The sequence below is a fragment of the Paracoccus onchidii genome (assembly GCF_028294535.1).
Taxonomy (GTDB): Bacteria; Pseudomonadota; Alphaproteobacteria; order Rhodobacterales; family Rhodobacteraceae; genus Paracoccus; species Paracoccus onchidii.
The window spans coordinates 21,514-44,103 of the sequence record NZ_JAQBIE010000018.1 but is presented as its reverse complement, the minus strand read 5'-3'; the positions used below and the strand labels follow the sequence as shown (position 1 = coordinate 44,103).

Annotated in this window: 29 protein-coding genes; 1 reads left to right on the top strand and 28 read right to left on the bottom strand. The window is 59.8% G+C overall.

The window, feature by feature from the left end:
* The first annotated feature begins 92 nt into the window (after positions 1–92).
* A complete protein-coding gene (locus PAF17_RS14035) occupies positions 93–1,208 on the top strand; it encodes an aminotransferase class V-fold PLP-dependent enzyme (protein ID WP_271889734.1) in 1,116 nt (371 codons plus the stop codon).
* Positions 1,209–1,273: 65 nt separating this feature from the next.
* Here PAF17_RS14035 and rpmD read toward each other — a convergent pair whose 3' ends face one another.
* The 28 genes from rpmD to rpoC form a co-directional block, all read right to left on the bottom strand.
* Complete coding sequence (gene rpmD, locus PAF17_RS14030) at positions 1,274–1,462, bottom strand: 50S ribosomal protein L30 (RefSeq protein ID WP_271889733.1); 189 nt, start codon at positions 1,460–1,462, stop codon at positions 1,274–1,276.
* Between the two features lie 11 nt (positions 1,463–1,473).
* Positions 1,474–2,046, bottom strand: coding sequence for a 30S ribosomal protein S5 (rpsE, locus tag PAF17_RS14025; RefSeq protein WP_271889732.1), 573 nt, complete (start codon positions 2,044–2,046; stop codon positions 1,474–1,476).
* 133 nt (positions 2,047–2,179) lie between these two features.
* On the bottom strand, positions 2,180–2,539 hold the full coding sequence (rplR, locus tag PAF17_RS14020; RefSeq protein WP_271889731.1) for a 50S ribosomal protein L18: 360 nt from the start codon (positions 2,537–2,539) through the stop codon (positions 2,180–2,182).
* A 12-nt stretch (positions 2,540–2,551) separates the two neighbouring features.
* Positions 2,552–3,085, bottom strand: coding sequence for a 50S ribosomal protein L6 (gene rplF, locus PAF17_RS14015; RefSeq protein WP_271889730.1), 534 nt, complete (start codon positions 3,083–3,085; stop codon positions 2,552–2,554).
* 12 nt (positions 3,086–3,097) lie between these two features.
* Positions 3,098–3,496, bottom strand: a complete 399-nt coding sequence (gene rpsH / locus PAF17_RS14010; RefSeq protein ID WP_271889729.1) for a 30S ribosomal protein S8 — start codon at positions 3,494–3,496, stop codon at positions 3,098–3,100.
* Positions 3,497–3,506: 10 nt separating this feature from the next.
* Complete coding sequence (rpsN, locus tag PAF17_RS14005; protein ID WP_271889728.1) at positions 3,507–3,812, bottom strand: 30S ribosomal protein S14; 306 nt, start codon at positions 3,810–3,812, stop codon at positions 3,507–3,509.
* A gap of 19 nt (positions 3,813–3,831) precedes the next feature.
* A complete protein-coding gene (gene rplE / locus PAF17_RS14000; RefSeq protein ID WP_271889727.1) occupies positions 3,832–4,392 on the bottom strand; it encodes a 50S ribosomal protein L5 in 561 nt (186 codons plus the stop codon).
* Positions 4,392–4,697 carry a 50S ribosomal protein L24 gene (rplX, locus tag PAF17_RS13995; RefSeq protein WP_271889726.1) on the bottom strand — a complete coding sequence of 102 codons (306 nt, stop codon included), beginning with the start codon at positions 4,695–4,697 and terminating at the stop codon, positions 4,392–4,394. Before rplX ends, rplE begins: the two co-directional genes overlap by 1 nt.
* Positions 4,697–5,065, bottom strand: coding sequence for a 50S ribosomal protein L14 (gene rplN / locus PAF17_RS13990; RefSeq protein WP_089345713.1), 369 nt, complete (start codon positions 5,063–5,065; stop codon positions 4,697–4,699). The genes rplX and rplN overlap by 1 nt, the downstream gene beginning before the upstream one ends.
* Positions 5,066–5,141: 76 nt before the next feature.
* Positions 5,142–5,387, bottom strand: coding sequence for a 30S ribosomal protein S17 (gene rpsQ, locus PAF17_RS13985; RefSeq protein WP_271889725.1), 246 nt, complete (start codon positions 5,385–5,387; stop codon positions 5,142–5,144).
* A gap of 12 nt (positions 5,388–5,399) precedes the next feature.
* Complete coding sequence (rpmC, locus tag PAF17_RS13980) at positions 5,400–5,606, bottom strand: 50S ribosomal protein L29 (RefSeq protein WP_271889724.1); 207 nt, start codon at positions 5,604–5,606, stop codon at positions 5,400–5,402.
* 199 nt (positions 5,607–5,805) lie between these two features.
* Positions 5,806–6,219 carry a 50S ribosomal protein L16 gene (rplP, locus tag PAF17_RS13975; RefSeq protein WP_271889723.1) on the bottom strand — a complete coding sequence of 138 codons (414 nt, stop codon included), beginning with the start codon at positions 6,217–6,219 and terminating at the stop codon, positions 5,806–5,808.
* Positions 6,220–6,231: 12 nt separating this feature from the next.
* Complete coding sequence (rpsC, locus tag PAF17_RS13970; RefSeq protein WP_271889722.1) at positions 6,232–6,942, bottom strand: 30S ribosomal protein S3; 711 nt, start codon at positions 6,940–6,942, stop codon at positions 6,232–6,234.
* Positions 6,942–7,322: a 50S ribosomal protein L22 gene (gene rplV, locus PAF17_RS13965; protein ID WP_271889721.1), complete on the bottom strand. Its 381-nt coding sequence runs from the start codon at positions 7,320–7,322 to the stop codon at positions 6,942–6,944. Before rplV ends, rpsC begins: the two co-directional genes overlap by 1 nt.
* A 5-nt stretch (positions 7,323–7,327) precedes the next feature.
* Positions 7,328–7,606: a 30S ribosomal protein S19 gene (gene rpsS, locus PAF17_RS13960; RefSeq protein WP_271889720.1), complete on the bottom strand. Its 279-nt coding sequence runs from the start codon at positions 7,604–7,606 to the stop codon at positions 7,328–7,330.
* Between the two features lie 3 nt (positions 7,607–7,609).
* Positions 7,610–8,449, bottom strand: coding sequence for a 50S ribosomal protein L2 (rplB, locus tag PAF17_RS13955; protein ID WP_271889719.1), 840 nt, complete (start codon positions 8,447–8,449; stop codon positions 7,610–7,612).
* A gap of 96 nt (positions 8,450–8,545) precedes the next feature.
* Positions 8,546–8,842 (bottom strand): 50S ribosomal protein L23, encoded by a 297-nt coding sequence (locus PAF17_RS13950; protein WP_271889718.1) that lies wholly within the window; start codon positions 8,840–8,842, stop codon positions 8,546–8,548.
* Positions 8,839–9,459 (bottom strand): 50S ribosomal protein L4, encoded by a 621-nt coding sequence (rplD, locus tag PAF17_RS13945; protein WP_271889717.1) that lies wholly within the window; start codon positions 9,457–9,459, stop codon positions 8,839–8,841. The genes PAF17_RS13950 and rplD overlap by 4 nt, the downstream gene beginning before the upstream one ends.
* Positions 9,459–10,322, bottom strand: a complete 864-nt coding sequence (gene rplC / locus PAF17_RS13940; RefSeq protein ID WP_271889716.1) for a 50S ribosomal protein L3 — start codon at positions 10,320–10,322, stop codon at positions 9,459–9,461. Before rplC ends, rplD begins: the two co-directional genes overlap by 1 nt.
* A gap of 12 nt (positions 10,323–10,334) precedes the next feature.
* A complete protein-coding gene (rpsJ, locus tag PAF17_RS13935; protein WP_042247848.1) occupies positions 10,335–10,643 on the bottom strand; it encodes a 30S ribosomal protein S10 in 309 nt (102 codons plus the stop codon).
* A 264-nt stretch (positions 10,644–10,907) separates the two neighbouring features.
* A complete protein-coding gene (locus tag PAF17_RS13930) occupies positions 10,908–11,747 on the bottom strand; it encodes a 2OG-Fe(II) oxygenase (RefSeq protein WP_271889715.1) in 840 nt (279 codons plus the stop codon).
* A gap of 197 nt (positions 11,748–11,944) precedes the next feature.
* Positions 11,945–13,120, bottom strand: coding sequence for an elongation factor Tu (gene tuf / locus PAF17_RS13925; protein WP_271889697.1), 1,176 nt, complete (start codon positions 13,118–13,120; stop codon positions 11,945–11,947).
* An 80-nt stretch (positions 13,121–13,200) separates the two neighbouring features.
* Positions 13,201–15,324 (bottom strand): elongation factor G, encoded by a 2,124-nt coding sequence (fusA, locus tag PAF17_RS13920; protein ID WP_271889714.1) that lies wholly within the window; start codon positions 15,322–15,324, stop codon positions 13,201–13,203.
* Positions 15,325–15,342: 18 nt separating this feature from the next.
* Positions 15,343–15,813: a 30S ribosomal protein S7 gene (gene rpsG / locus PAF17_RS13915; RefSeq protein WP_271889713.1), complete on the bottom strand. Its 471-nt coding sequence runs from the start codon at positions 15,811–15,813 to the stop codon at positions 15,343–15,345.
* Positions 15,814–15,825: 12 nt separating this feature from the next.
* Positions 15,826–16,197, bottom strand: a complete 372-nt coding sequence (gene rpsL / locus PAF17_RS13910; RefSeq protein WP_271889712.1) for a 30S ribosomal protein S12 — start codon at positions 16,195–16,197, stop codon at positions 15,826–15,828.
* A gap of 257 nt (positions 16,198–16,454) precedes the next feature.
* The gene (locus PAF17_RS13905; protein ID WP_271889711.1) at positions 16,455–17,267 is read right to left on the bottom strand and encodes a glycosyltransferase; all 813 of its coding nucleotides are present in this window, start codon (positions 17,265–17,267) and stop codon (positions 16,455–16,457) included.
* Positions 17,267–18,202, bottom strand: coding sequence for a DMT family transporter (locus PAF17_RS13900; RefSeq protein WP_271889710.1), 936 nt, complete (start codon positions 18,200–18,202; stop codon positions 17,267–17,269). Before PAF17_RS13900 ends, PAF17_RS13905 begins: the two co-directional genes overlap by 1 nt.
* 151 nt (positions 18,203–18,353) lie before the next feature.
* Positions 18,354–22,589 carry a DNA-directed RNA polymerase subunit beta' gene (rpoC, locus tag PAF17_RS13895; RefSeq protein ID WP_271889709.1) on the bottom strand — a complete coding sequence of 1,412 codons (4,236 nt, stop codon included), beginning with the start codon at positions 22,587–22,589 and terminating at the stop codon, positions 18,354–18,356.
* Position 22,590: the final 1 nt, after the last annotated feature.

Here is a 22,590-nt window from a genome sequence, read left to right as displayed (position 1 = left end):
TGCAAGGGGTAAGCCGCCGCCCCGGGCTGGTGAAGGATCTCACGGCGCGCTAGCCTGCCGCAAGACACGCCTTCATGGAAAGGAAGCCCCCAATGTCAGCCGTTGATCCCGATGGATTGCTGGAATTTTCGGTCGTTTTCACGGACCGGTCGCTGAATCATATGTCGCAACGCTTTCAACAGGTCATGCGCGACCTGTCAGCATCGCTGAAACAGGTATACTCGGCCCATCAGGTTGCCATTATTCCAGGCGGCGGAACGGTCGCGATGGAGGCCGTCGCGCGACAATTCGGCAGGGACGCGAATGTCTTCATCATCCGCAATGGCTGGTTCAGCTATCGCTGGAGCCAGATCTTCGAAACCAGTGGCATCGCCCGTGACATCCATGTCGAAATGGCCAGACCCACAGGAAACGGGCCGCAACCGGCCTATGCACCGCCTGCCATCGATGACGTCATCGCGCAGATCCGCACCAACCGACCCGATATCGTCTGTGCACCACATGTCGAAACCTCGGCTGGCGTGATCCTGCCCGATGATTACATCACCGCCCTTGCCGACGCCGCGCATGAGGTCGGCGCGCTTTTTATTCTCGATTGCATCGCGTCGGGCGCGATCTGGGTCGATATGGCAAAAACCGGTGTCGACCTGCTGATTTCCGCGCCGCAAAAGGGCTGGTCCGCGTCGCCTTCTGCGGGGTTGGTCATGTTCTCGTCACGCGCAGCGGCCCGACTGGAAGACACCGACAGCGACAGCTTTGCGCTGGACCTGAAGAAATGGCGCGCGATCATGGCCGCGTATGAAAACGGCGGTCACGCCTATCACGCCACCATGCCGACCGACGCACTGACCGGCCTGCGCGATACGATCGAGGAAACCCGCGCATTCGGGTTCGACCGTGCCCAACAGGCGCAATGGGAACTGGGCGATGCTGTGCGATCCCTGATGGCCGAAAAGGGTCTGCATTCCGTCGCGGCACCCGGATTTGGGGCGCCGGGTGTTGTCGTGTCCTATACCGACGATCCGGACGTGAAATCGGGGCAGAAATTCGCCTCGCAAGGGATGCAGATCGCGGCAGGCGTCCCACTGGCCGTGAACGAAGGAGATTCGTTTTCAACCTTCCGCGTCGGATTGTTCGGCTTGGACAAGTTGAAGGATGTCCAGGGCACGGTCACGCGGCTGCGCACGGCCATCGAACAGGTCATCTGACCTAGAAAACGGGGCGCCAAACCGGCGCCCCAAAAAGAAAAAGGCCGGGTCGCCCCGGCCTTGGATCAGTTCTTTTCTTCGATGATCGTCACAAGATGCGGGATCTTGTTGACCATGCCGCGCACCGAGGGGGTATCTTCCAGCTCGCGCGTGCGGTTCATCTTGTTCAGGCCCAGGCCTTTCAGCGTCGCACGCTGGATGGCAGGGCGGCGCATCGGCGAACCGATTTGCTTGACGACGATGGTTTTTGCCATGTCTCTACTCCTTACGCCTGAGCAGCTTCGGCAGCAGCCGGAGCCTTGTCTTGCGACGGCAGGATGTCGGCGACTTTCTTGCCACGACGCTGAGCAACCGAGCGCGGGCTCGAACCCAGCTTCAGACCGTCAAGCGTTGCACGGATCATGTTATACGGGTTCTGCGAACCCAGCGACTTGGCGACGACGTCCTGCACGCCCAGCATCTCGAAGACGGCGCGCATCGGACCACCGGCGATGATCCCGGTACCGGGAACGGCGGTGCGCATGACCACCTTGCCGGCGCCATGACGGCCTTCGATGTCGTGGTGCAACGTGCGGCCATCACGCAGCGGCACGCGGATCATGTTGCGTTTTGCCTGTTCGGTCGCCTTGCGGATCGCCTCGGGGACTTCCTTGGCCTTACCTTTGCCAAAGCCGACACGGCCACGCTGGTCGCCAACCACAACAAGTGCGGCAAAGCCAAAGCGCTTACCACCCTTGACGGTTTTCGACACACGGTTGATCGCAACAAGGCGATCGGCGAATTCCGGGGTTTCGTCACGGTCGTCGCGACGGCTCCGGCGGTTATCACGTTCTGCCATAAGGCATTCCTTTCTAGGTGGCGCGCTGATCGCGCCGTTACTTACCAATCCAAGTGGCCCGCCTGCCAGGCAAACGGGCCCCGGATCATCGGGATGGCGCGCCCCGGAAACCGGAACGCGCCACCCGCATGCATCAGAACTTCAGTCCGCCTTCGCGTGCAGCGTCAGCCAAAGCCTTGATCTTGCCGTGGAAGATGAAACCACCGCGATCGAAGACCACGTCTTCGACACCGGCTTTCTTCGCACGCTCGGCAATCGCCGCACCGACCTTGGCGGCCGCTTCGACGTTGTTCTTGCCCACGATGCCAAGATCTTTCTCCAGCGAGCTGGCCGAAGCCAGGGTCACGCCATTCAGGTCGTCGATGACCTGAACCGAGATATTCTTGGACGAACGGTGAACCGACAGACGCGGACGGCCATTCGACATCGCCCGCAGTTTGTTCCGTACGCGCAAGCGGCGCTTGCGGAACAGCTCTTGCTTTTTCAGTGCCATTTCTCGCGCCCCTTACTTCTTCTTGCCTTCCTTGCGGAAAACATACTCGTCCTTATAGCGGATACCCTTGCCCTTATAGGGCTCGGGACGACGCCATTCACGAATGTTTGCCGCAACCTGGCCGACCAGCTGCTGATCGACACCTTCGACAACAACTTCGGTCTGCTTCGGAGCCGTGATCGTCACGCCGTCGGGCGTTTCGAAATTCACCTCATGCGAATAACCCAGCGACAGCTTCAGGGTTTTGCCCTGCATCTGCGCGCGGTAACCCACACCCTGGATTTCCAGCTCTTTCTTAAAGCCCGTCGACACGCCGACCGTCAGGTTTTCCACCATCGAGCGGGTCATGCCCCACTGTTGGCGGGCCCGCTTTGACGTTCCGCGCGGGGTAACCCGCACGAGACCGTCATCGAGTGCGATGGTGACATCATCGGTCGCGGTGAAGCTGCGGGCACCCTTGGGACCCTTCACTTCAATCGTCTGACCTTTGACTTCGGCCGTGACGCCCTTGGGCAGTTCGACCGGTTTCTTACCAATCCGAGACATCTGCTGCCCTCCTTAGAATACCGTGCAGAGGACTTCGCCGCCAACATTGGCGTTGCGAGCCGCTGCATCCGACATGACACCTTTCGGCGTCGACACGATCGAAACGCCCAGGCCCTGACGAACCTGCGGCAGTTCCTTGGCGCCAGCGTAAACGCGGCGACCAGGCGTCGAAACGCGCGACAATTCCCGGATCACCGGGGTGCCATCGAAGTATTTCAGGCCGATTTCCAGCTCTTTGTGGCCGGCATCGGTGGTCACTTCCTCGTAGCCGCGGATGTAACCTTCGGATTGAAGCACGTCCAGAACCCAAGCGCGCAGCTTGGAGGTCGGGGTGCGCACGGTCGATTTGCCGCGCATCTGCGCATTGCGGATGCGGGTCAGCATATCGCCGAGAGGATCGTTCATCGACATCAGTACCCCCTTACCAGCTAGATTTGACCATACCCGGAACCAAACCGTTCGAGGCAAGCTCGCGCAGTGAGATCCGGCTGAGTTTCAGTTTCCGGTAGTAACCTTTCGGACGACCGGTCAGCTGGTCACGGTTGTGAAGCCGCGTAGCCGAGGAATTACGCGGCAGTTCGGCCAGCTTCAGCGAAGCCTTGAACCGCTCTTCCATCGGCAGGGACTGATCTTTGACGATCGCGTTCAGGGCCGCACGCTTCTCAGCGTATTTCGCGACCATGCGCTGGCGCTTTTTCTCGCGCTCAACCATCGATTTCTTTGCCATATCTTCTTCCCTCCGCGAATTAGCTGGTGAACGGCATGTTGAAATGCTTCAACAGCGACTTCGCTTCCGCGTCGGTCTTCGCGGTGGTGCAGATGATGATGTCCATCCCCAGAACTTCGTCGACCTTGTCGAAGTTGATTTCCGGGAACACGATGTGCTCTTTCATGCCCATGGCATAGTTGCCGCGGCCGTCGAAAGAGGTGCCCTTGACGCCGCGAAAGTCGCGGATCCGGGGCATCGCGATATTGATCAGGCGGTCCAGGAATTCATACATCCGGTTGCCGCGCAGCGTGACCTTGGCGCCCAGGGGCATTTCCTCACGGACGCGGAACCCTGCGATCGAGTTCTTCGCCTTGGTGATGACAGCCTTCTGACCGGCGATCAGCGACAGCTCTTCAGCGCCCTGCTTCACCTTCTTGGTGTCCTTGACCGCTTCGCCGATCCCCATGTTCAGGACGATTTTGTCCAGACGCGGGATCTGCATGTCGTTCTTGTAGGCGAACTCTTCTTTCAAAGCAGCCTTGATCGACTCGCGATACTGCACCTTGAGGCGCGGAGTGTAATTTGCAGCGTCCAGCATCAGATCACGTCTCCCGTGGTCTTGGCGAAACGGACCTTCTTGCCGTCTTCCTCGCGGAAGCCGACGCGGGTCGCTTTGCCGTTCTTGTCCATGAGGGCCAGGTTCGACAGGTCGATCGGCATCGCCTTCGGCGTGCGGCCTCCCTGGCTGGTCTGGGTCTGGCGCTGATGACGGATAGCGATGTTCACGCCGTCAACAATGGCCTTGTTGTCCTTGGGCATCACCGCGGTGATCTCGCCCTGCTTGCCCTTGTCCTTGCCGGCAAGCACGACGACCTTGTCGCCCTTTTTCAGCTTGGCAGCCATTACAGCACCTCCGGAGCAAGCGAGATGATCTTCATGAAGTTCTTGGCGCGCAGCTCGCGAACGACCGGCCCGAAAATACGGGTTCCGACCGGTTCGCCCTGGTTGTTCAGGACGACTGCGGCGTTGCGGTCAAAGCGGATCGAGGTTCCGTCTTCACGTTTAACTTCTTTCGCGGTGCGGACGACTACGGCCTTGCGGACGTCGCCTTTCTTGACCCGGCCCCGCGGGATGGCTTCCTTGACGGAAACGACGATGATGTCGCCCACCGACGCATAGCGACGGTGCGAACCACCCAGGACCTTGATGCACTGAACCCGGCGAGCGCCGGAGTTGTCAGCAACATCCAGATTGGTCTGCATCTGGATCATTTGGTTTCTCCCGACCTTTGGGGACCGGCCTATCCGGCCCCAGGGTTTCGATCATTACTGATCTGTGATGATGGACTTATGCCGAAGCAGCTTCGTCCGTCAGGACAGTCCAGCGTTTCGTCTTCGAAATCGGGGCACATTCGACAATGCGAACCATGTCGCCGACCTTGAATTGGTTGGTTTCGTCATGCGCCCGGTATTTCTTGGACGAACGAACGGTCTTGTGCAGCAGCGGGTGTTTGAAACGACGCTCGACCAGAACCGTGACGGTCTGCTCGTTCTTGTCGCTGGTCACGCGGCCTTGCAGGATACGTTTGGGCATGGGCCGGTCTCCTTACTTCGAGGCCGCGGCTTCCGCCGCTTTCTGGTTCAAAATGGTTTTCACACGAGCAACGTCACGACGGACGGTGCGCATGCGAGCGGTGTTTTCAAGCTGGCCGGTGGCCTGCTGGAAGCGCAGGTTGAACGCTTCCTTCTTCAGCGCGACAAGCTGCTCTTGCAGCTGGTCAGGCGTTTTCGATTTCAGTTCTTGCGCGTCCATGCGCATGTCCTTTCCAACATCACCGGAGAGCCCCGGATTGTCCGGGCCACCCTGATTCCGGTGGAGTTTCGTGATGAAGGCCTGCCCATACAGGGACAATCCCCGCTTGGCAAGCCCTTTTCCCCTTGTCGGGAAATTCTAAGCCCCGCCGACACACCGGCGGGGCTCGTTTTTTCTCAATCGGGCTGTCGCCCCGATCTTACCAGTCTTCGCGCTCGACGATACGGGTCTGGACCGGCAGCTTCATCGCACCCAGGCGCAGAGCCTCGCGGGCGATGGTGTCGGAAACGCCGTCGATCTCGAACATGATCCGGCCGGGGTGAACCCGGGCGGCCCAGAAATCGACAGAACCCTTACCTTTACCCATCCGCACTTCGGTCGGCTTCGAGGACACGGGCAGATCCGGGAAAATCCGGATCCAGACGCGGCCTTGACGCTTCATGTGGCGGGTGATCGCGCGGCGCGCCGCTTCGATCTGGCGCGCGGTGACGCGCTCGGGCTCGACAGCTTTCAGGGCAAAGGAACCAAAGTTCAGCTCGAAGCCGCCCTTTGCGTTGCCATGAATCCGGCCCTTGTGCTGTTTGCGGAACTTCGTCCGTTTCGGTTGCAGCATTTGTCGTTCTCCTTACCGGGCGTCGCGGCGCGGACCACGCGGAGCCGGACCTTCCTGAGCCTCGGCGGCCTTGCGGTCGCGAGCCTGCGGGTCATGCTCCATGATCTCGCCCTTGAAGATCCACACTTTCACCCCGATGATCCCGTAAGGGGTCGAGGCTTCGCACAGCGCGTAATCGATGTCGGCGCGCAGGGTGTGCAGCGGCACACGGCCTTCGCGATACCATTCGGTCCGTGCGATCTCGGCACCGCCCAGACGACCGGCAACGTTCACACGAATGCCCAACGCGCCCATGCGCATGGCGTTCTGGACCGAACGCTTCATCGCGCGACGGAACGACACACGGCGCTCCAGCTGCTGAGCGATCGATTCCGCAACCAGGGCAGCGTCGATTTCCGGCTTGCGGACTTCGACGATGTTCAGGTGCAGTTCCGAACTGGTGAATGCGCCAAGCTTCTTGCGCAGCACTTCGATATCGGCGCCTTTTTTGCCGATGATCACGCCGGGACGTGCGGCGTGAATGGTCACGCGGCATTTCTTGTGCGGACGCTCGATGATGACACGGCTGATGCCGGCCTGCTTTGCTTCTTTCTTGATGAATTCCCGAATCTTCAGGTCTTCAAGCAGCAGATCGCCATATTCCTTGTCGTCGGCATACCAACGGCTGTCCCAGGTGCGGTTGACCTGGAGGCGCATCCCGATCGGGTTAACCTTCTGACCCATTACGCTTGCTCCTCGACTTGGCGCACCTTGATGGTGATTTCCGAAAACGGCTTCATGATCTTGCCATAGCGGCCACGTGCCCGCGGACGGCCACGCTTCATCACCAGGTTCTTGCCAACCCAGGCTTCGGCGACAACCAGGTTGTCAACGTCCAGACCGTGGTTGTTCTCGGCATTCGCGATGGCGGACTGAAGGCATTTCTTCACGTCACCAGCGATACGCTTGTGCGAGAAAGTCAGGTCGGACAGCGCCTTGTCGACTTTCTTGCCCCGGATCAGCTGAGCCACAAGGTTCAGCTTTTGCGGCGAGGTGCGAAGCATCTTGATCTTGGCGAACGCTTCGTTCTCCGCCACGCGGCGCGGATTCTGTTCCTTACCCATGACGATTACTTCCTCTTGGCTTTCTTGTCCGCCGCGTGACCGTAATAGGTCCGGGTGGGCGAATATTCACCGAATTTCTGGCCGATCATGTCTTCGGTGATGGCAACGGGGATATGCTTCTGCCCGTTATAGACACCAAAGGTCAGGCCGACAAATTGCGGCAGGATGGTGGAACGACGCGACCAGATCTTGATAACGTCGGATTTCCCCGCCTCGCGGGCTTTTTCCGCTTTCTTGAGCACATAGGCGTCAACAAAGGGGCCCTTCCAAACAGAACGTGCCATTGGTTAACGCCCCTTCTTCTTCGCGTGACGCGACCGCAGAATATACTTGTCGGTCGCCTTGTTGCTGCGGGTTTTCTTGCCCTTGGTGTCTTTACCCCAAGGCGTAACCGGCGTGCGGCCACCCGAAGTGCGGCCCTCACCACCACCATGGGGGTGGTCGATCGGGTTCATCGAAACGCCGCGAACGCTCGGGCGGATGCCCTTGTGGCGGTTGCGGCCGGCCTTGCCGAGGTTCTGGTTCGAATGGTCGGCATTCGACACGGCACCGATGGTGGCCATGCATTCCTGACGCACCAGGCGCAATTCGCCCGAGGACAGGCGGATCTGCGCGTAACCGCCATCACGACCGACGAACTGCGCATAGGTGCCGGCGGAACGTGCGATCTGGCCGCCTTTGCCGGGCTTCAGCTCGACATTGTGCACGATCGTACCGATCGGCATGCCGCTGAAAGGCATGGCGTTGCCGGGTTTCACGTCGACCTTGGTGCCTGCAACGATCTTGTCGCCGACTGCCAGACGCTGCGGCGCAAGGATATAGGCGCGCTCGCCGTCTTCATAGCTGACCAACGCGATGAATGCGGTCCGGTTGGGATCGTATTCGATCCGCTCGACCACCGCGGTCACGTCGAATTTGTTGCGCTTGAAATCGACGATGCGATACAGGCGCTTTGCCCCGCCGCCTTTGCGGCGCATGGTGATCCGTCCGGTGTTGTTCCGGCCGCCTTTCTTGGTCAAGCCTTCCGTGAGGGCCTTGACCGGGCGACCTTTCCAAAGCTCCGAACGGTCGATCAGAACCAGCCCGCGCTGGCCAGGCGTCGTCGGTTTATACGACTTCAATGCCATCTTTCTGTCTTCCGTTGCTTTGGACCGAGGTGGTCCGTTTCTTCAAAATGACCTGCGGCCCCGGATAGTCCGGGGCCGCAGATTCGCGATCTACTATCAAAGTCCGGTCGAGACGTCGATAGTGTTCCCCTCTTCGAGGGTCACATAGGCTTTCTTGACGTCGCTGCGACGGCCAAGCTGGCCGCGGAAACGCTTTTGCTTGCCTTTGGTAATGGTCGTGTTCACGGCCTTTACCTTGACGCCAAACAGGGTCTCGACGGCTTCCTTGATCTGAGGCTTGGTCGAGTCGTTGGTCACCTGGAAAACAACGCCGTTGTTTTCCGAAGCCAGCGTGGCTTTTTCGGTGATGATCGGCTTGACGATCACATCGTAATGTTCGGGTTTCGCGCTCATTTCAGGCGAGCCTCCAGAGCTTCGACACCAGCCCGCGTGATGACAAGGGTATCACGCTTCAGGATGTCATAGACATTGGCACCCATCGAAGGCAGGATGTCCACGCCTTCGATGTTGCGCGCGGCACGGGCGAAGCCTTCGTTGACTTCGGCACCGTCGATCACCAGCACACGCTTCCAACCGTTTTCCTTGACGGCCTTGGCGACTGCCGAGGTCTTGGCGTCGGTCAGGTTCAGATCCTCGACCACGACCAGCTCACCTGCGGTGGCTTTTGCCGACAACGCGTGCTTCAGGCCCAGGGCGCGGACCTTCTTGGGCAGATCGAACGCATGCGAACGCGGGGTCGGCCCTTTGTAGACACCACCGTGACGGAAGATCGGCGCCTTCTTGGAACCGTGACGCGCGCCGCCGGTGCCCTTTTGGCGATAGATCTTCTTGGTCGAGTAGCTGACCTCGGATTTGGTCAGAACCGAGTGTGTACCTGCCTGCGCCTTGGCGCGCTGCCAGCGAACAACGCGCTGTAGCAGATCGCCGCGCGGCGCCAGGCCGAACACGTCGTCGGCCAGATCGATCGATCCGGCTTTGCCGGAATCCAGCTTGATCACATCAAGTTTCATCACTTGTCTCCTTCCGGCGCAGCAGCGCCGTCGGTTGCCTTTTCAGCCTCGATCGAGGCTTCGGCTTCCTTCAGCGCAGCTTCTTCAGCGGCGGCGGCTTCGGCTTCGGCTGCCTGACGGGCGGCCTCTTCCTCGGCAGCGGCTTGTGCAGCAGCTTCTTCGGCCAAACGCTTGGCTTCATCCGCAGCGGATTTCAGAGCCGCAGGGAAGATCACGTTCTCGGGCAGGACTTTCTTGACGGCGTCCTTGACGGTGACCCAGCCACCTTTCGAACCCGGAACCGAGCCCTTGACCATGATCAGGCCACGGTCGGCGTCGGTGCGGACAACCTGCAGGTTCTGGGTCGTGACGCGCACGGCACCCAGGTGACCAGCCATTTTCTTGCCCTTGAAGACCTTGCCCGGATCCTGACACTGACCGGTCGAACCGTGCGAGCGGTGGCTGATCGACACGCCGTGCGAGGCGCGCAGACCACCAAAGTTGTGGCGCTTCATGGCACCCGCAAAGCCCTTACCGATCGAGGTGCCGGCGATGTCGACGAACTGACCTTCGAAATAGTGGTCAGCCGTGATTTCCTCACCGACATTGATCAGGTTTTCTTCGGCAACGCGGAATTCCGCGATCTTGCGCTTGGGAGCAACCGAAGCCTTGGCAAAGTGACCGCGCATTGCGGCGGTCGTGCGCTTGGCCTTGGCAACGCCGGCGCCCAGCTGAACGGCGGTATAGCCGTCAACTTCGGACGTGCGCTGAGCCACGACTTGCAGATTGTCCAGTTGCAGGACGGTCACCGGAACCTGACGGCCATCCTCGAGGAACAGCCGGGTCATGCCCAGTTTCTTGGCGATAACACCAGTACGCAGCATGTTTCGTCCCCCTTAGACTTTGATCTCGACGTCAACGCCGGCGGCGAGGTCGAGCTTCATCAGGGCGTCAACGGTCTGCGGCGTCGGGTCAACGATGTCCAGCAGACGCTTGTGCGTGCGGATTTCCCACTGGTCGCGCGATTTCTTGTCGATATGCGGACCACGCAGAACGGTGAATTTCTCGATCTTGTTCGGCAGCGGAATCGGGCCGCGAACGGTCGCGCCGGTGCGCTTGGCGGTGTTGACGATTTCCTGGGTGCTTGCATCCAGCACGCGGTAATCGAACGCCTTCAGCCGGATACGGATGTTTTGGCTTTGCATACGTCATCCCTCTAGACGGGGAGTTCCAGTTGAGAGGCTGACAACACACCACGCATCGCCAGCGTCGAACCGTAAAAAATAGCGAGGCCGCCCTATATCGGGCGACCTCGTTTACTGCAAGCGATTCTTTCCAGTTACAGGCCGGACCGCTGCGATGGCCGCTTATGCCCGCGCCGTCGATTTCTGTCAACCCGGTCCGGGCCTGAATTTCGGGGCCTGAAATTCGGGGCCTGTAATGCACGCCCTGGCTCAGGCGCAGATCGCCTATAATCCGATACGGCGAAGCCGGTGGCCAATCTTGCGATGCAGCGCGGGCGGCAACAGATCCTTGACGAATTCATGGCGTTTCGAAGCGCGGTCCGCGTCATCGACACTGCCGGGACGAGGCTTGAAGATGGTCCCGTGTTCCTTGCGGCTCTCATCCCAGGTCGCGGTGTAATAATACAGGGCGATGGATTGGCGCGGCTCGCCTTCGGGGTGGTTTACCGGCTCCGGATTGCCATGCATGCTGGTCGAACTGGTGCTGAAGCAAACCATCCGATTGCGTAGCGGGGCGAAACGCTTGACCATCTGGGTCATGTCATTGTTCCAGATCTCGAAACAGCCGCCCCACTCTTCCTTCCAATCGTCGTTCAGATAGATCAGCACGTTCAGCCGGCGTTCCAGTTGCATCGGCCCATGCAGGTTGAAATCCGCGTGGATGTCGAGATGGCCACCATTCTGGGTTTTGTGAATGCCCGCGCCAATAAAATAGGGGTCGGGAATCAACCCCTTGATTCCGGTCATCTGTTCGAGGAACAGCAAGAAGGGACGCGAGTTCAAGGCATAGAACAGGTCACGGGTGCCCTTGGGCAGGCGCTCGGGGACATACGAGGTTTTCAGCCGTTCCTGCGCGCGATTGAAGCTGGTTTCCGCTTCCGGCAACACCATCAGATCTGCTTTCACCTGATCGATCAGCTTCTCATCAAGAAAATTGTCGATGCAGATGTGATTATAAGGTTGGCCGCTTTGATATTCCTCGGCAAATTTACCGCCGATTTCAGCGGCTTTCTTGTTGTCTGCCAGATAGGTATCAGGGTCCATCGGATAGGTGGGGCCGGTCATGCAATCATACCATTCATTAGTTACCGAATCGTCCGGTATCATAGAACGGGATCACAAGAGAACGAAGTTTTTTTGCCGCAAGGTTAAGGCGACCCTCGGGATCCGTTTTTTTTTGATTTTCTGATTTGTTTGTCGTTGTTTTCAACGCAAAGGGGCCGCCCATCCGGACGGCCCCTCTTTCGCGATATCCTTGCGGATCACTCGATGATCTTGGCGACGACGCCTGCGCCGACGGTGCGGCCGCCTTCGCGGATGGCGAAGCGCAGTTTCTCTTCCATCGCGATCGGGGCGATCAGCTCGACCTCGAATTTCAGGTTGTCACCGGGCATCACCATCTCGGTGCCCTCGGGCAGCTTCACGGTGCCGGTCACATCCGTCGTGCGGAAGTAGAACTGCGGACGATAGTTCGCGAAGAACGGCGTGTGACGGCCACCCTCTTCCTTGGTCAGGATATAGGCTTCGGCTTCGAACTTGGTGTGCGGGGTCACCGAGCCCGGCTTGGCCAGAACCTGGCCACGCTCGACGCCATCACGGTCAACGCCGCGCAGCAGCGCACCGATGTTGTCGCCAGCCTCACCGCGATCCAGCAGCTTGCGGAACATTTCAACGCCGGTACAGGTGGTTTTCTTGGTGTCGCGGATGCCCACGATTTCCAGTTCGTCACCCACGTTGACGGCGCCACGCTCGACGCGACCGGTCACAACCGTACCACGACCCGAGATCGAGAACACGTCTTCGATCGGCATCAGGAACGGCTGGTCAACGGCGCGCTCGGGCGTCGGGATGTAGCTGTCAACGGCTTCCAGCAGCGCGCGGATCGACTTTTCGCCGATTTCCTCGTCGCGACCTTCCAGAGCGGCCAGAGCCGAACCCTTGATGATCGGAATGTCGTCGCCCGGATAGTCGTAGCTGGACAGCAGCTCGCGCACTTCCATCTCGACCAGTTCCAGCAGCTCTTCGTCATCCACCTGGTCGACCTTGTTCAGGTAGACGACCATGAACGGGATGCCGACCTGACGGCCCAGCAGAATGTGCTCGCGCGTCTGCGGCATCGGGCCGTCAGCAGCGTTCACCACCAGGATCGCGCCGTCCATCTGCGCAGCACCGGTGATCATGTTCTTCACATAGTCGGCGTGGCCCGGGCAGTCGACATGCGCATAGTGACGCGTATCGGTCTCGTACTCGACATGAGCGGTCGAGATCGTGATCCCGCGGGCCTTCTCTTCCGGCGCGCCGTCAATCTGGTCATAGGCGCGGAAATCGCCGTAATATTTCGTGATCGCAGCAGTCAGCGTCGTCTTGCCGTGGTCAACGTGACCAATCGTGCCGATGTTGACGTGCGGTTTGTTCCGTTCAAACTTTGCCTTTGCCATGATTGGCTCCTTTTCATGTGACGGTGCGTGCAAGCACGCACCCTACGTGAGGTGGTAGGGTGCGCCGAAGCGCACCGCCCTTATGCGTATTTCTTCTGGATCTCGTCCGAGATGTTCTGCGGCACGCCCTCGTAGTGGTCGAACTGCATGGTGAACACCGCACGGCCCGACGACATCGAACGCAGGTTGTTGATGTAGCCGAACATGTTGGCCAGCGGAACGAAGGCGTCGATGACGTTGGCGTTGCCACGTGCATCCTGCCCGCGAACCATGCCGCGACGGCTGGTCAGGTCGCCGATGATCGAACCGGTATATTCTTCCGGCGTCACGACTTCGACCTTCATGATCGGTTCCAGCAGTTTCGCACCCGCCTTGCGAAGACCTTCACGCATTGCTGCGCGCGAGGCGATTTCGAAGGCCAGGACCGACGAGTCGACGTCGTGGAAGGCACCGTCGATCAGTGCAACCTTGAAGTCGATCACGGGGAAGCCCGCCAGCGGACCCGAATCCATCACCGACTTGATGCCTTTTTCGACACCCGGGATGTATTCCTTGGGAACGGAACCACCAACGATACGGCTTTCAAAGCTGTAGCCTTCGCCCGGCTCGGTCGGGGTGATGATCAGCTTCACGCGGGCGAACTGGCCGGTACCACCGGTTTGTTTCTTGTGCGTGTAGTCGATCTCGGCTTCCGACGAGATGGTTTCGCGATAGGCCACCTGCGGCGCACCGATATTCGCCTCGACCTTGAACTCGCGCTTCATGCGGTCGACCAGGATGTCGAGGTGAAGTTCGCCCATGCCCTTCATGATCGTCTGACCCGATTCCAGATCGGTTTCGACGCGGAAGGACGGATCTTCGGCGGCCAGACGCTGAAGTGCCAGACCCATTTTTTCCTGGTCAGCCTTGGATTTCGGCTCGACCGCGATCTCGATAACGGGATCGGGGAAGGTCATGGTTTCCAGAACGACCTGCTTGGACGGATCGCTCAGCGTGTCGCCCGTGGTCGTTTCCTTCAGGCCTGCAAGCGCGATGATGTCGCCTGCATAGGCTTCTTCGATCTCTTCACGGTTGATGGCGTGCATCAGCATCATCCGACCGACACGCTCGCGCTTGCCCTTGGTCGAGTTCAGCATCGTATCGCCCTTCTTGACCGTGCCCGAATAGATGCGGGTGAAGGTCAGCGAGCCGACGAAGGGGTCGTTCATGATCTTGAACGCCAGAGCCGAGAAAGGCTCTGCATCGTCTGCCGGACGGGCGATGTTGCGGGTTTCCGATTCATCGTCGGGCGAGAAGCCCATCAGCGTCGGCACGTCTTGCGGACCGGGCAGGAAGTCGATGACGGCGTTCAGCAGCGGCTGCACACCCTTGTTCTTGAACGCCGAGCCAGCCAGCATCGGGAAGAAGGACAGCGACAGAGTGCCTTTACGGATCAACTGACGCAGGGTCGCTTCGTCAGGCTCGTTGCCTTCCAGATAGGCTTCCATCGCATCATCGTCTTGCTCGACGGCAAGCTCGATCATGTTGTTGCGCCATTCGTCGGCCATGTCCTGCAGATCTTCGCGGATCGGTTGACGAACCCAGCTTGCGCCAAGGTCTTCACCCTTCCAGACCCACTCTTCCATCTTGATCAGGTCGATGATGCCTTCAAGCTTGTCTTCCGCACCGATGGGCAGAACGATCGGGCAAGGCGTACCGCCGGTACGGTCCTTGACCATCTTGACGCAGTTGAAGAAGTCGGCGCCGATCTTGTCCATCTTGTTGACGAAGACCAGCCGCGGAACCTTGTAGCGGTCGGCCTGACGCCAGACGGTTTCGGTCTGCGGCTCGACACCGGCGTTACCGTCCAACAGTGCGACGGCACCGTCCAGAACGGCCAGCGAGCGTTCGACTTCGATGGTGAAGTCGACGTGGCCCGGGGTGTCGATGATGTTGAAGCGGAACTTCGTGTCGGAAGTGCCCTCGGCAGTCGGGTCTTCCTGGCGCTGCCAGAACGTGGTGGTTGCCGCGGACGTGATCGTGATGCCGCGCTCGGCTTCCTGCTCCATCCAGTCCATCGTCGAGGCACCGTCATGGGTTTCGCCGATTTTGTGGTTCTTACCGGTATAGAACAGGATGCGCTCGGTCATCGTGGTCTTGCCGGCATCGATGTGAGCCATGATGCCAAAGTTCCGATAGCGCGTAAGCGGATACTCGCGTGCCATTGAGGGCCTTCCTTCCGGTTACCAGCGGTAATGGCTGAACGCTTTGTTCGCGTCTGCCATCTTGTGGGTGTCTTCGCGCTTCTTAACAGCGGTGCCGCGGCCATTGACGGCATCGGCCAGCTCGCCGGCGAGGCGTTCTTCCATGGTGTTTTCGTTGCGGTTCTTGGCCGCGGTGATCAGCCAGCGGATCGCCAGTGCCTCACGGCGGGTCGGGCGAACCTCGACCGGAACCTGATAGGTTGCACCACCAACGCGGCGCGAACGGACTTCGACCGAAGGTTTCACGTTGTCGAGTGCTTCGTGGAAGACTTCGACCGGCTCGCGCTTGAGGCGGGTCTCGACACGGTCCAGAGCGTTATAGACGATACGCTCGGCAACCGATTTCTTGCCGTCAACCATCAGGTTGTTCATGAATTTGGTCAGCACGCGATCGCCAAATTTGGCGTCGGGCAGGACTTCGCGCTTTTCAGCGGCGTGACGACGGGACATTGATGTCTCTCCTTACTTCGGACGCTTCGCGCCGTATTTCGAACGACGCTGACGACGATCTTTGACGCCCTGGGTATCCAGCACACCGCGCAGGATGTGGTAACGGACACCCGGAAGGTCTTTTACACGGCCGCCACGGATCAGCACGACGCTGTGCTCCTGGAGGTTGTGCTTTTCGCCCGGAATGTAGGAGATGACCTCAAAACCATTCGTCAGGCGGACCTTTGCCACCTTACGCATAGCTGAGTTCGGTTTCTTCGGCGTCGTGGTGTAGACGCGCGTGCAAACGCCACGCTTCTGCGGGTTGCCCTGCAGATGCATCGACTTTGAACGCTTGACTTTGGGCTGCCGCGGATTGCGGATCAGCTGTTGAATTGTCGGCATTCGGTTCCCCGTCTTGCTCTGTCAATACTCGCAGCCACCGGCTGCGCCTCTTCTCGACGGCACTCCGCGCGAATCGCGAAATGCCACACCCATCCGTCCCCTATCGGGGTGGACAGGCGAATTCCAGAGGATCGGGGCATAATTCGGCCCGGATCGTGACCACATAGGTTCTGGTTCCCGAAACGGTTTCCCGCCGGGTGAAGGGCGTATATGGGGAATCAACTGGGGTGTCAACAAGAGCCGGGGCCACGCCAGTATCAGTATTCGCAGGCCAATTCATCCAGATCCGCCCGCCGCAACCGAAAGCGTTGCCAAAGCTGTCTTGTCACCTGTTCTGCGCCCAGCTGCCAGGGTGTTCCCGGCCCCATCGCGCCCGAGTCGCTGTCGGCATGGATGGCACGCAGAAACATGAGCGGGCGCGTGATCGCAACGCCCGGCATCCACAAACCGATCTTCGAGTGATCATAGCTCAGGGCCGTTTCCGGCGCATCCGCAGGCAGGAACACCGTCAGCGCGACACCCATGTTGTGACAGATGCGCGGCGTCAGCTCGATCCCGCCCTGCCCGACCGCCGCCATGATCCCGCGCGAATAGTCCAGCGACAGCTTTCCTTCGGATTTCCACAATGCCTTGACCCTGCGAAAATCCCGGCGGGTCGCCTTGATATAGTCGATGGCGACCGCATCATCATCGTCATGGCGAAAATGCCCGATGACGTCGGCATCCGCATCGACATGGGGCGCCACCGCGGCGCGACAGGCCTGCAGATGCCGCTCCATTGGGGGTACAAGGGACAGCTTGATCTGGGTCATTTCGGCAGCCAGATCCTGCAGACGCGTCAGATAGGGCTCTGGCAGATCCGGGCCGGTCATGATCACGAGGGTAAAGTCGGGGTCCGTCTGCGCGCGCCATGCCGGCAAGGCAACACGGGTGAACCACTGCCAGCGCCGTGCCAGCCGATCGGACCGATACAGGTATTCGCGGCGCTCATCATAACTGCCATGTTCCACCTTGTAGCCACGCAATCCAACATAGGAAAACCGGCACAGCCCCAGCATCTGAACCCGCATCAACGTTTCTCCAACTGGGCTTCGCGCCAAATCACATAGACGCCGGCCGCCACGACCAGCCCTGCCCCGAGCCAGGTCCACAGATCCGGCCATTCGCCAAACACCACCAATCCCGCAGCAATCGCGACAATCAGCGATGTATAGCGGAACGGCGCCACGTAAGACACTTCGCCCACACGCATCGCAGAGACGCCGGTCACATAACCCATTGTCAGAAACCCGCTGGCCAGCAGGATCAGCAATACATGGGACAGGTTCGGCCAGATCACGCCCTGTCCGACGCACAATACGCCGCCCATGACGGTCACTGCAAAGGCAGCGTAAAACGCGATGGTCGTCGAGCTCATGTCAGGGCCGAACAACTTCGTAACCATGTCACGCAGCACCATAAGCAATACCGCCCCCAAGGCAACAAAGGCCCAGATGCCGAATGTCCCGCTGCCCGGTCGCAGGATCACCATCACCCCGACCAGCCCGACAAACACCGCCCCAAGCCGGCGCGGCCCCAGTCTTTCCTTGAAGAAAAGCGCCGCAGCCAGCATCACCACCAATGGCAGGGATTGCATCACCGCAGACAAGTCGCCGATCGCCATGACCTGCAGCGCGTTCAGAAACAGCAGCGTCGAACCGACCTCGCCGATCGCACGCAGGATCATCAGCCAGCGGGCGCCTTGGGGCAGCCGCCAGGTCAACCCGCCTTCGCGCCACGCCAGAATCCACAGCACCACCATCATGGCCAGGCCACGCATGGCAATCGCCTGATACAGAGGCATGTCCTGCGTCGCGAATTTCATCGCGGCGTCATTGCAGCCAAACCCAATCATCGACAGGGTCATCAACAGCGCGCCGCGAAGATTGTCACCGGGTGCATGTGGCTGAGGCGTCACCGAAGCCGGGCTGACCCGACGCAACGGGGACAAGAGTGGCGCACGCATTGCTTCACCTGCTTGATTGGACCTGCCCCGCAAGCGATAGGCGATGAGGGGCAGCGTGAAAACCCCCGATACCGACTGCAGATCGTTCGTCCCTGTCAACGAAAAAGGCCCGGCCAATCGGCCGGGCCTTCCTCATTTCGTCAACAAGCGCCTATTCCTCGGCGTTGCTTTCGGGTGCCATCGTGAACGCATCCGATCCGCCCATTTCGGGCTCGGGTGCGGCCAATGCGGCCGCAGCCTCGGCATCGGCGCGGCGCGCAACGATCACGTCGTTGTCGCGTTCAGAGGCGATGCGGCGAACCCGTGCGGTGGCACCGCCGGTTCCGGCCGGGATCAGACGACCTACGATGACGTTTTCCTTCAGACCCACCAGTTTGTCGCGCTTGCCCTGAACCGAAGCCTCGGTCAGCACGCGGGTCGTTTCCTGGAACGATGCGGCCGAGATGAAGCTGCGGGTCTGCAGCGATGCCTTGGTGATGCCCAGCAGCACCGGCTCGCCCGTGGCCGGACGACCACCCTTGGCTTCGATCTTGGCGTTCTCTTCCTCGAACTCGTCGCGCTCGACATGCTCGCCTTTCAGCAGGGTCGTATCGCCGCTGTCGATGATCTCGATCTTCTGCAGCATCTGGCGAACGATCACCTCGATGTGCTTGTCGTTGATCTTCACACCCTGCAGTCGATAGACGTCCTGCACCTCGTCGATGAGATAGTCGGCCAGGGCCTCGATCCCCATGATCCGCAGAATGTCGTGCGGAGCCGGGTTGCCGTCCATGATATAGTCACCGCGCTGCACGAAGTCGCCTTCCTGCACCGGGATGTGCTTGCCTTTCGGCACCATGTATTCGACGGGATCGCGACCCTCTTCGGAAGGCTCGATCGAGATGCGGCGCTTGTTCTTGTAGTCCTTGCCAAAGCGCACGTAACCATCGATCTCGGCGATGATCGCGTGATCCTTGGGACGACGCGCCTCGAACAGTTCGGCAACGCGGGGCAGACCACCGGTGATGTCCTTGGTCTTGGCGCCTTCACGCGGAATACGCGCAACAACGTCACCCGCCTTGATTTCCTGCCCGTCCTCGATCGACAGAATCGCATCCACCGACATCGGATAGCTGACCGGATTGCCCTGATCATTGCGCACGGGTTCGCCATTGGCGTCCATGATGATGATTTCGGGCTTCAGATCGTTGCCTTTCGGCGCACTGCGCCAATCGGTCACGATCTTCTGGGTCATGCCAGTCGCGTCATCGGTCTCGTCACGCACCGAGATGCCGCCGAGCAGGTCGACGAATTTCGCGGTACCGGCCTTCTCGGCGATGATCGGCAGGGTATAGGGATCCCATTCGAACAGTTTTGCGCCACGGATGACACGCTCGCCTTCCTTCACGAACAGCTTCGAACCGTAGAACAGCTTGTGGCTGGCACGTTCCTGCCCCTGATCGTCCATCACTAGAACCTGCATGTTGCGCGACATGACAACCTGCTCGCCACTGGCGTTTTCCAGAATGTTCTGGTTGCGGAACTGGATCGTGCCTTCATGCGACGCGGCCTGGAACGACTGCTGACCACCCTGGGCAATACCGCCGATGTGGAAGGTCCGCATCGTCAGCTGAGTGCCGGGTTCACCGATCGACTGCGCGGCAATGATGCCGACGGCCTCACCGATATTGACCAGCGTACCACGCGCAAGGTCGCGACCGTAACACAGTGCGCAAACGCCATCTTCGGATTCACAGGTCAGCGCGGAACGAATGCGAACGGTCTGGACACCGGCCTGTTCGATCTCGTCCGACTTGCGCTCGTCAATCAGGTCGTTGCGGCGAATGATGATCTCGTCGGTGCCCGGAACCAGAACATCCTCGGCCGCGGTACGACCCAGAATACGCTCGCTCAGCGGCGCGATGACCTCACCGTCGTTGATCGCGGCCGACGCCGTGATCGACTGCTCGGTTCCGCAATCATGTTCGCGGATGATGCAATCCTGCGCAACATCGACCAGACGCCGGGTCAGATAACCCGAGTTCGCCGTCTTCAACGCGGTATCCGACAGACCCTTCCGGGCACCGTGGGTCGAGTTGAAGTATTCAAGAACGGTCAGACCTTCCTTAAAGTTCGAGATGATCGGCGTTTCGATGATCTCGCCGTTCGGCTTGGCCATCAGACCGCGCATCCCGCCCAGCTGCTTCATCTGGTTGGTCGACCCCCGAGCGCCCGAATGAGCCATCATGTAGACCGAGTTCGGCTCCATTTCGGCGCCATTTTCGTCGGTCTTGGTGGCCGAGATCGTCGACATCATGGCATCGGTGACACGGTCGTTACATTTCGACCAGGCATCGACAACCTTGTTGTATTTTTCGCCCTGGGTGATCAGGCCGTCCAGATACTGCTGCTCGAACTCTTTGACCTGGGCCTGCACTTCGTCGACGATGGTCCACTTGTTGTCGGGGATCACCATATCGTCCTTGCCGAAGCTGATGCCGGCGCGGAATGCCTCGCGGAAACCAAGTCCCATGATCTGGTCACAGAAGATCACCGATTCCTTCTGACCGCAGTAACGGTAGACGGTGTCGATGACGAACTGCACATCTTTCTTACGCAGAAGACGGTTCACCAGTTCGAAGGGGGCCTTGGCGTTCATCGGCAGCAATGCACCCAACCGGACGCGGCCCGGCGTGGTTTCAAAGCGCTTCACGACCTCCAGACCGTTTTCATCGATCTGCTTGATCCGGGCGGTGATCTTGGAGTGCAGATGCACCTCGCCGGCGGCAAGCGCGTGCTCGACTTCCTCGACATTCGAGAAAACCATGCCCTCGCCCTTCATCCCCTCGCGTTCCATCGAGGTGTAATAAAGGCCCAGAACCATGTCCTGCGACGGAACGATGATCGGTGCGCCGTTGGCGGGCGACAGAACGTTGTTCGTCGACATCATCAGAACGCGGGCTTCCAGCTGCGCCTCGAGGCTCAGCGGGACGTGAACAGCCATCTGGTCGCCGTCAAAGTCGGCGTTGAAGGCCGAACAGACCAGCGGATGCAGCTGGATCGCCTTGCCTTCGATCAGCGTCGGTTCGAATGCCTGAATGCCCAGACGGTGCAGCGTCGGCGCACGGTTCAGCAGAACCGGATGCTCGCGGATCACCTCGTCCAGAATGTCCCAGACCTCGGGACGCTCTTTCTCGACCAGCTTCTTCGCCTGCTTGACAGTGCTGGACAGGCCCTTCGCCTCAAGACGCGAATAGATGAACGGCTTGAACAGTTCGAGCGCCATCTTCTTGGGCAGACCGCACTGGTGCAGCTTCAGTTCCGGGCCGGTCACGATGACCGAACGACCCGAAAAGTCGACCCGCTTACCCAGAAGGTTCTGACGGAAGCGACCCTGCTTGCCCTTCAGCATGTCCGACAGCGATTTCAGCGGGCGACGGTTGTTCCCGGTGATGACGCGGCCACGACGGCCGTTATCGAACAGCGCATCGACTGATTCTTGCAGCATCCGCTTTTCGTTGCGGACGATGATGTCGGGCGCGCGCAGCTCGATCAGGCGCTTCAGACGGTTGTTCCGGTTGATCACGCGGCGATACAGATCGTTCAGATCCGAGGTCGCGAAGCGGCCGCCATCCAGCGGAACCAGCGGACGCAGTTCCGGCGGGATGACCGGGATCACGGTCATGATCATCCACTCGGGACGGTTGCCCGATTCCAGGAAGCTTTCGACGATCTTCAGACGCTTGATGATCTTCTTCGGCTTCAGTTCGCCGGTGGCTTCCTTCAGATCCTCGCGCAGCTGCTCGGCAGTAGCGGCCAGATCGATATTGGCCAGCATGGCGCGGATCGCCTCGGCACCGATATCGGCGGTGAAGGCGTCAGCGCCGTAATTGTCCTGAGCGTCCAGATATTCCTCTTCGCCCAGCAGCTGACCATAGGCCAGATCGGTCAGACCTGGTTCGATCACCACGTAGTTTTCGAAATACAGGATGCGTTCCAGATCACGCAGCGTCATGTCCAGCATCAGGCCGATGCGCGACGGCAGCGACTTGAGGAACCAGATATGCGCGACGGGCGCGGCCAGCTCGATATGGCCCATGCGCTCGCGGCGGACCTTCTGCAGCGTAACCTCGACACCGCATTTCTCGCAGACGAGGCCGCGATACTTCATGCGTTTGTATTTGCCGCACAGGCATTCATAGTCCTTGATCGGACCGAAGATGCGCGCGCAGAACAGACCGTCACGCTCGGGTTTGAACGTGCGGTAGTTGATCGTTTCGGGCTTCTTCACCTCGCCAAAGGACCAGGCCAGAATTTCTTCGGGCGAGGCCAGCGAGATCTTGATCTCATCGAACTGCCGCGGCTGGGCCAGCGGGTTCAGCGGGTTTGTGGCTAGTTCCTGGTTCATT

Coding starts and splice junctions, on each gene's coding strand:
- rpmD (WP_271889733.1), bottom strand. CDS start 1,462: ATGGCAAAAACCATCGTCGTCAAGCAAATCGGTTCGCCGATGCGCCGC.
- rpoC (WP_271889709.1), bottom strand. CDS start 22,589: ATGAACCAGGAACTAGCCACAAACCCGCTGAACCCGCTGGCCCAGCCG.
- rplB (WP_271889719.1), bottom strand. CDS start 8,449: ATGGCATTGAAGTCGTATAAACCGACGACGCCTGGCCAGCGCGGGCTG.
- rpmC (WP_271889724.1), bottom strand. CDS start 5,606: ATGGACGCGCAAGAACTGAAATCGAAAACGCCTGACCAGCTGCAAGAG.
- rpsL (WP_271889712.1), bottom strand. CDS start 16,197: ATGCCGACAATTCAACAGCTGATCCGCAATCCGCGGCAGCCCAAAGTC.
- rplE (WP_271889727.1), bottom strand. CDS start 4,392: ATGCTGGACGCTGCAAATTACACTCCGCGCCTCAAGGTGCAGTATCGC.
- rplX (WP_271889726.1), bottom strand. CDS start 4,697: ATGGCTGCCAAGCTGAAAAAGGGCGACAAGGTCGTCGTGCTTGCCGGC.
- PAF17_RS13900 (WP_271889710.1), bottom strand. CDS start 18,202: ATGCGTGCGCCACTCTTGTCCCCGTTGCGTCGGGTCAGCCCGGCTTCG.
- rpsH (WP_271889729.1), bottom strand. CDS start 3,496: ATGTCGATGAACGATCCTCTCGGCGATATGCTGACCCGCATCCGCAAT.
- rplR (WP_271889731.1), bottom strand. CDS start 2,539: ATGGCACTGAAAAAGCAAGAGCTGTTCCGCAAGCGCCGCTTGCGCGTA.
- rpsS (WP_271889720.1), bottom strand. CDS start 7,606: ATGGCACGTTCTGTTTGGAAGGGCCCCTTTGTTGACGCCTATGTGCTC.
- rpsN (WP_271889728.1), bottom strand. CDS start 3,812: ATGGCAAAGAAATCGATGGTTGAGCGCGAGAAAAAGCGCCAGCGCATG.
- rplP (WP_271889723.1), bottom strand. CDS start 6,219: ATGCTGCAACCGAAACGGACGAAGTTCCGCAAACAGCACAAGGGCCGG.
- tuf (WP_271889697.1), bottom strand. CDS start 13,120: ATGGCAAAGGCAAAGTTTGAACGGAACAAACCGCACGTCAACATCGGC.
- fusA (WP_271889714.1), bottom strand. CDS start 15,324: ATGGCACGCGAGTATCCGCTTACGCGCTATCGGAACTTTGGCATCATG.
- rpsJ (WP_042247848.1), bottom strand. CDS start 10,643: ATGCAAAGCCAAAACATCCGTATCCGGCTGAAGGCGTTCGATTACCGC.
- PAF17_RS13950 (WP_271889718.1), bottom strand. CDS start 8,842: ATGAGCGCGAAACCCGAACATTACGATGTGATCGTCAAGCCGATCATC.
- rplF (WP_271889730.1), bottom strand. CDS start 3,085: ATGTCTCGGATTGGTAAGAAACCGGTCGAACTGCCCAAGGGCGTCACG.
- rplV (WP_271889721.1), bottom strand. CDS start 7,322: ATGGGTAAGGAACAGAATCCGCGCCGCGTGGCGGAGAACGAAGCGTTC.
- PAF17_RS13930 (WP_271889715.1), bottom strand. CDS start 11,747: ATGACCGGCCCCACCTATCCGATGGACCCTGATACCTATCTGGCAGAC.
- rpsG (WP_271889713.1), bottom strand. CDS start 15,813: ATGTCCCGTCGTCACGCCGCTGAAAAGCGCGAAGTCCTGCCCGACGCC.
- PAF17_RS14035 (WP_271889734.1), top strand. CDS start 93: ATGTCAGCCGTTGATCCCGATGGATTGCTGGAATTTTCGGTCGTTTTC.
- rpsQ (WP_271889725.1), bottom strand. CDS start 5,387: ATGCCCAAACGTATCCTGCAAGGCCGCGTGACCAGCGACAAGAACGAG.
- rplC (WP_271889716.1), bottom strand. CDS start 10,322: ATGCTGCGTACTGGTGTTATCGCCAAGAAACTGGGCATGACCCGGCTG.
- rpsE (WP_271889732.1), bottom strand. CDS start 2,046: ATGGCAGAACGTGATAACCGCCGGAGCCGTCGCGACGACCGTGACGAA.
- rplD (WP_271889717.1), bottom strand. CDS start 9,459: ATGAAACTTGATGTGATCAAGCTGGATTCCGGCAAAGCCGGATCGATC.
- rplN (WP_089345713.1), bottom strand. CDS start 5,065: ATGATCCAGATGCAGACCAATCTGGATGTTGCTGACAACTCCGGCGCT.
- rpsC (WP_271889722.1), bottom strand. CDS start 6,942: ATGGGTCAGAAGGTTAACCCGATCGGGATGCGCCTCCAGGTCAACCGC.
- PAF17_RS13905 (WP_271889711.1), bottom strand. CDS start 17,267: ATGCGGGTTCAGATGCTGGGGCTGTGCCGGTTTTCCTATGTTGGATTG.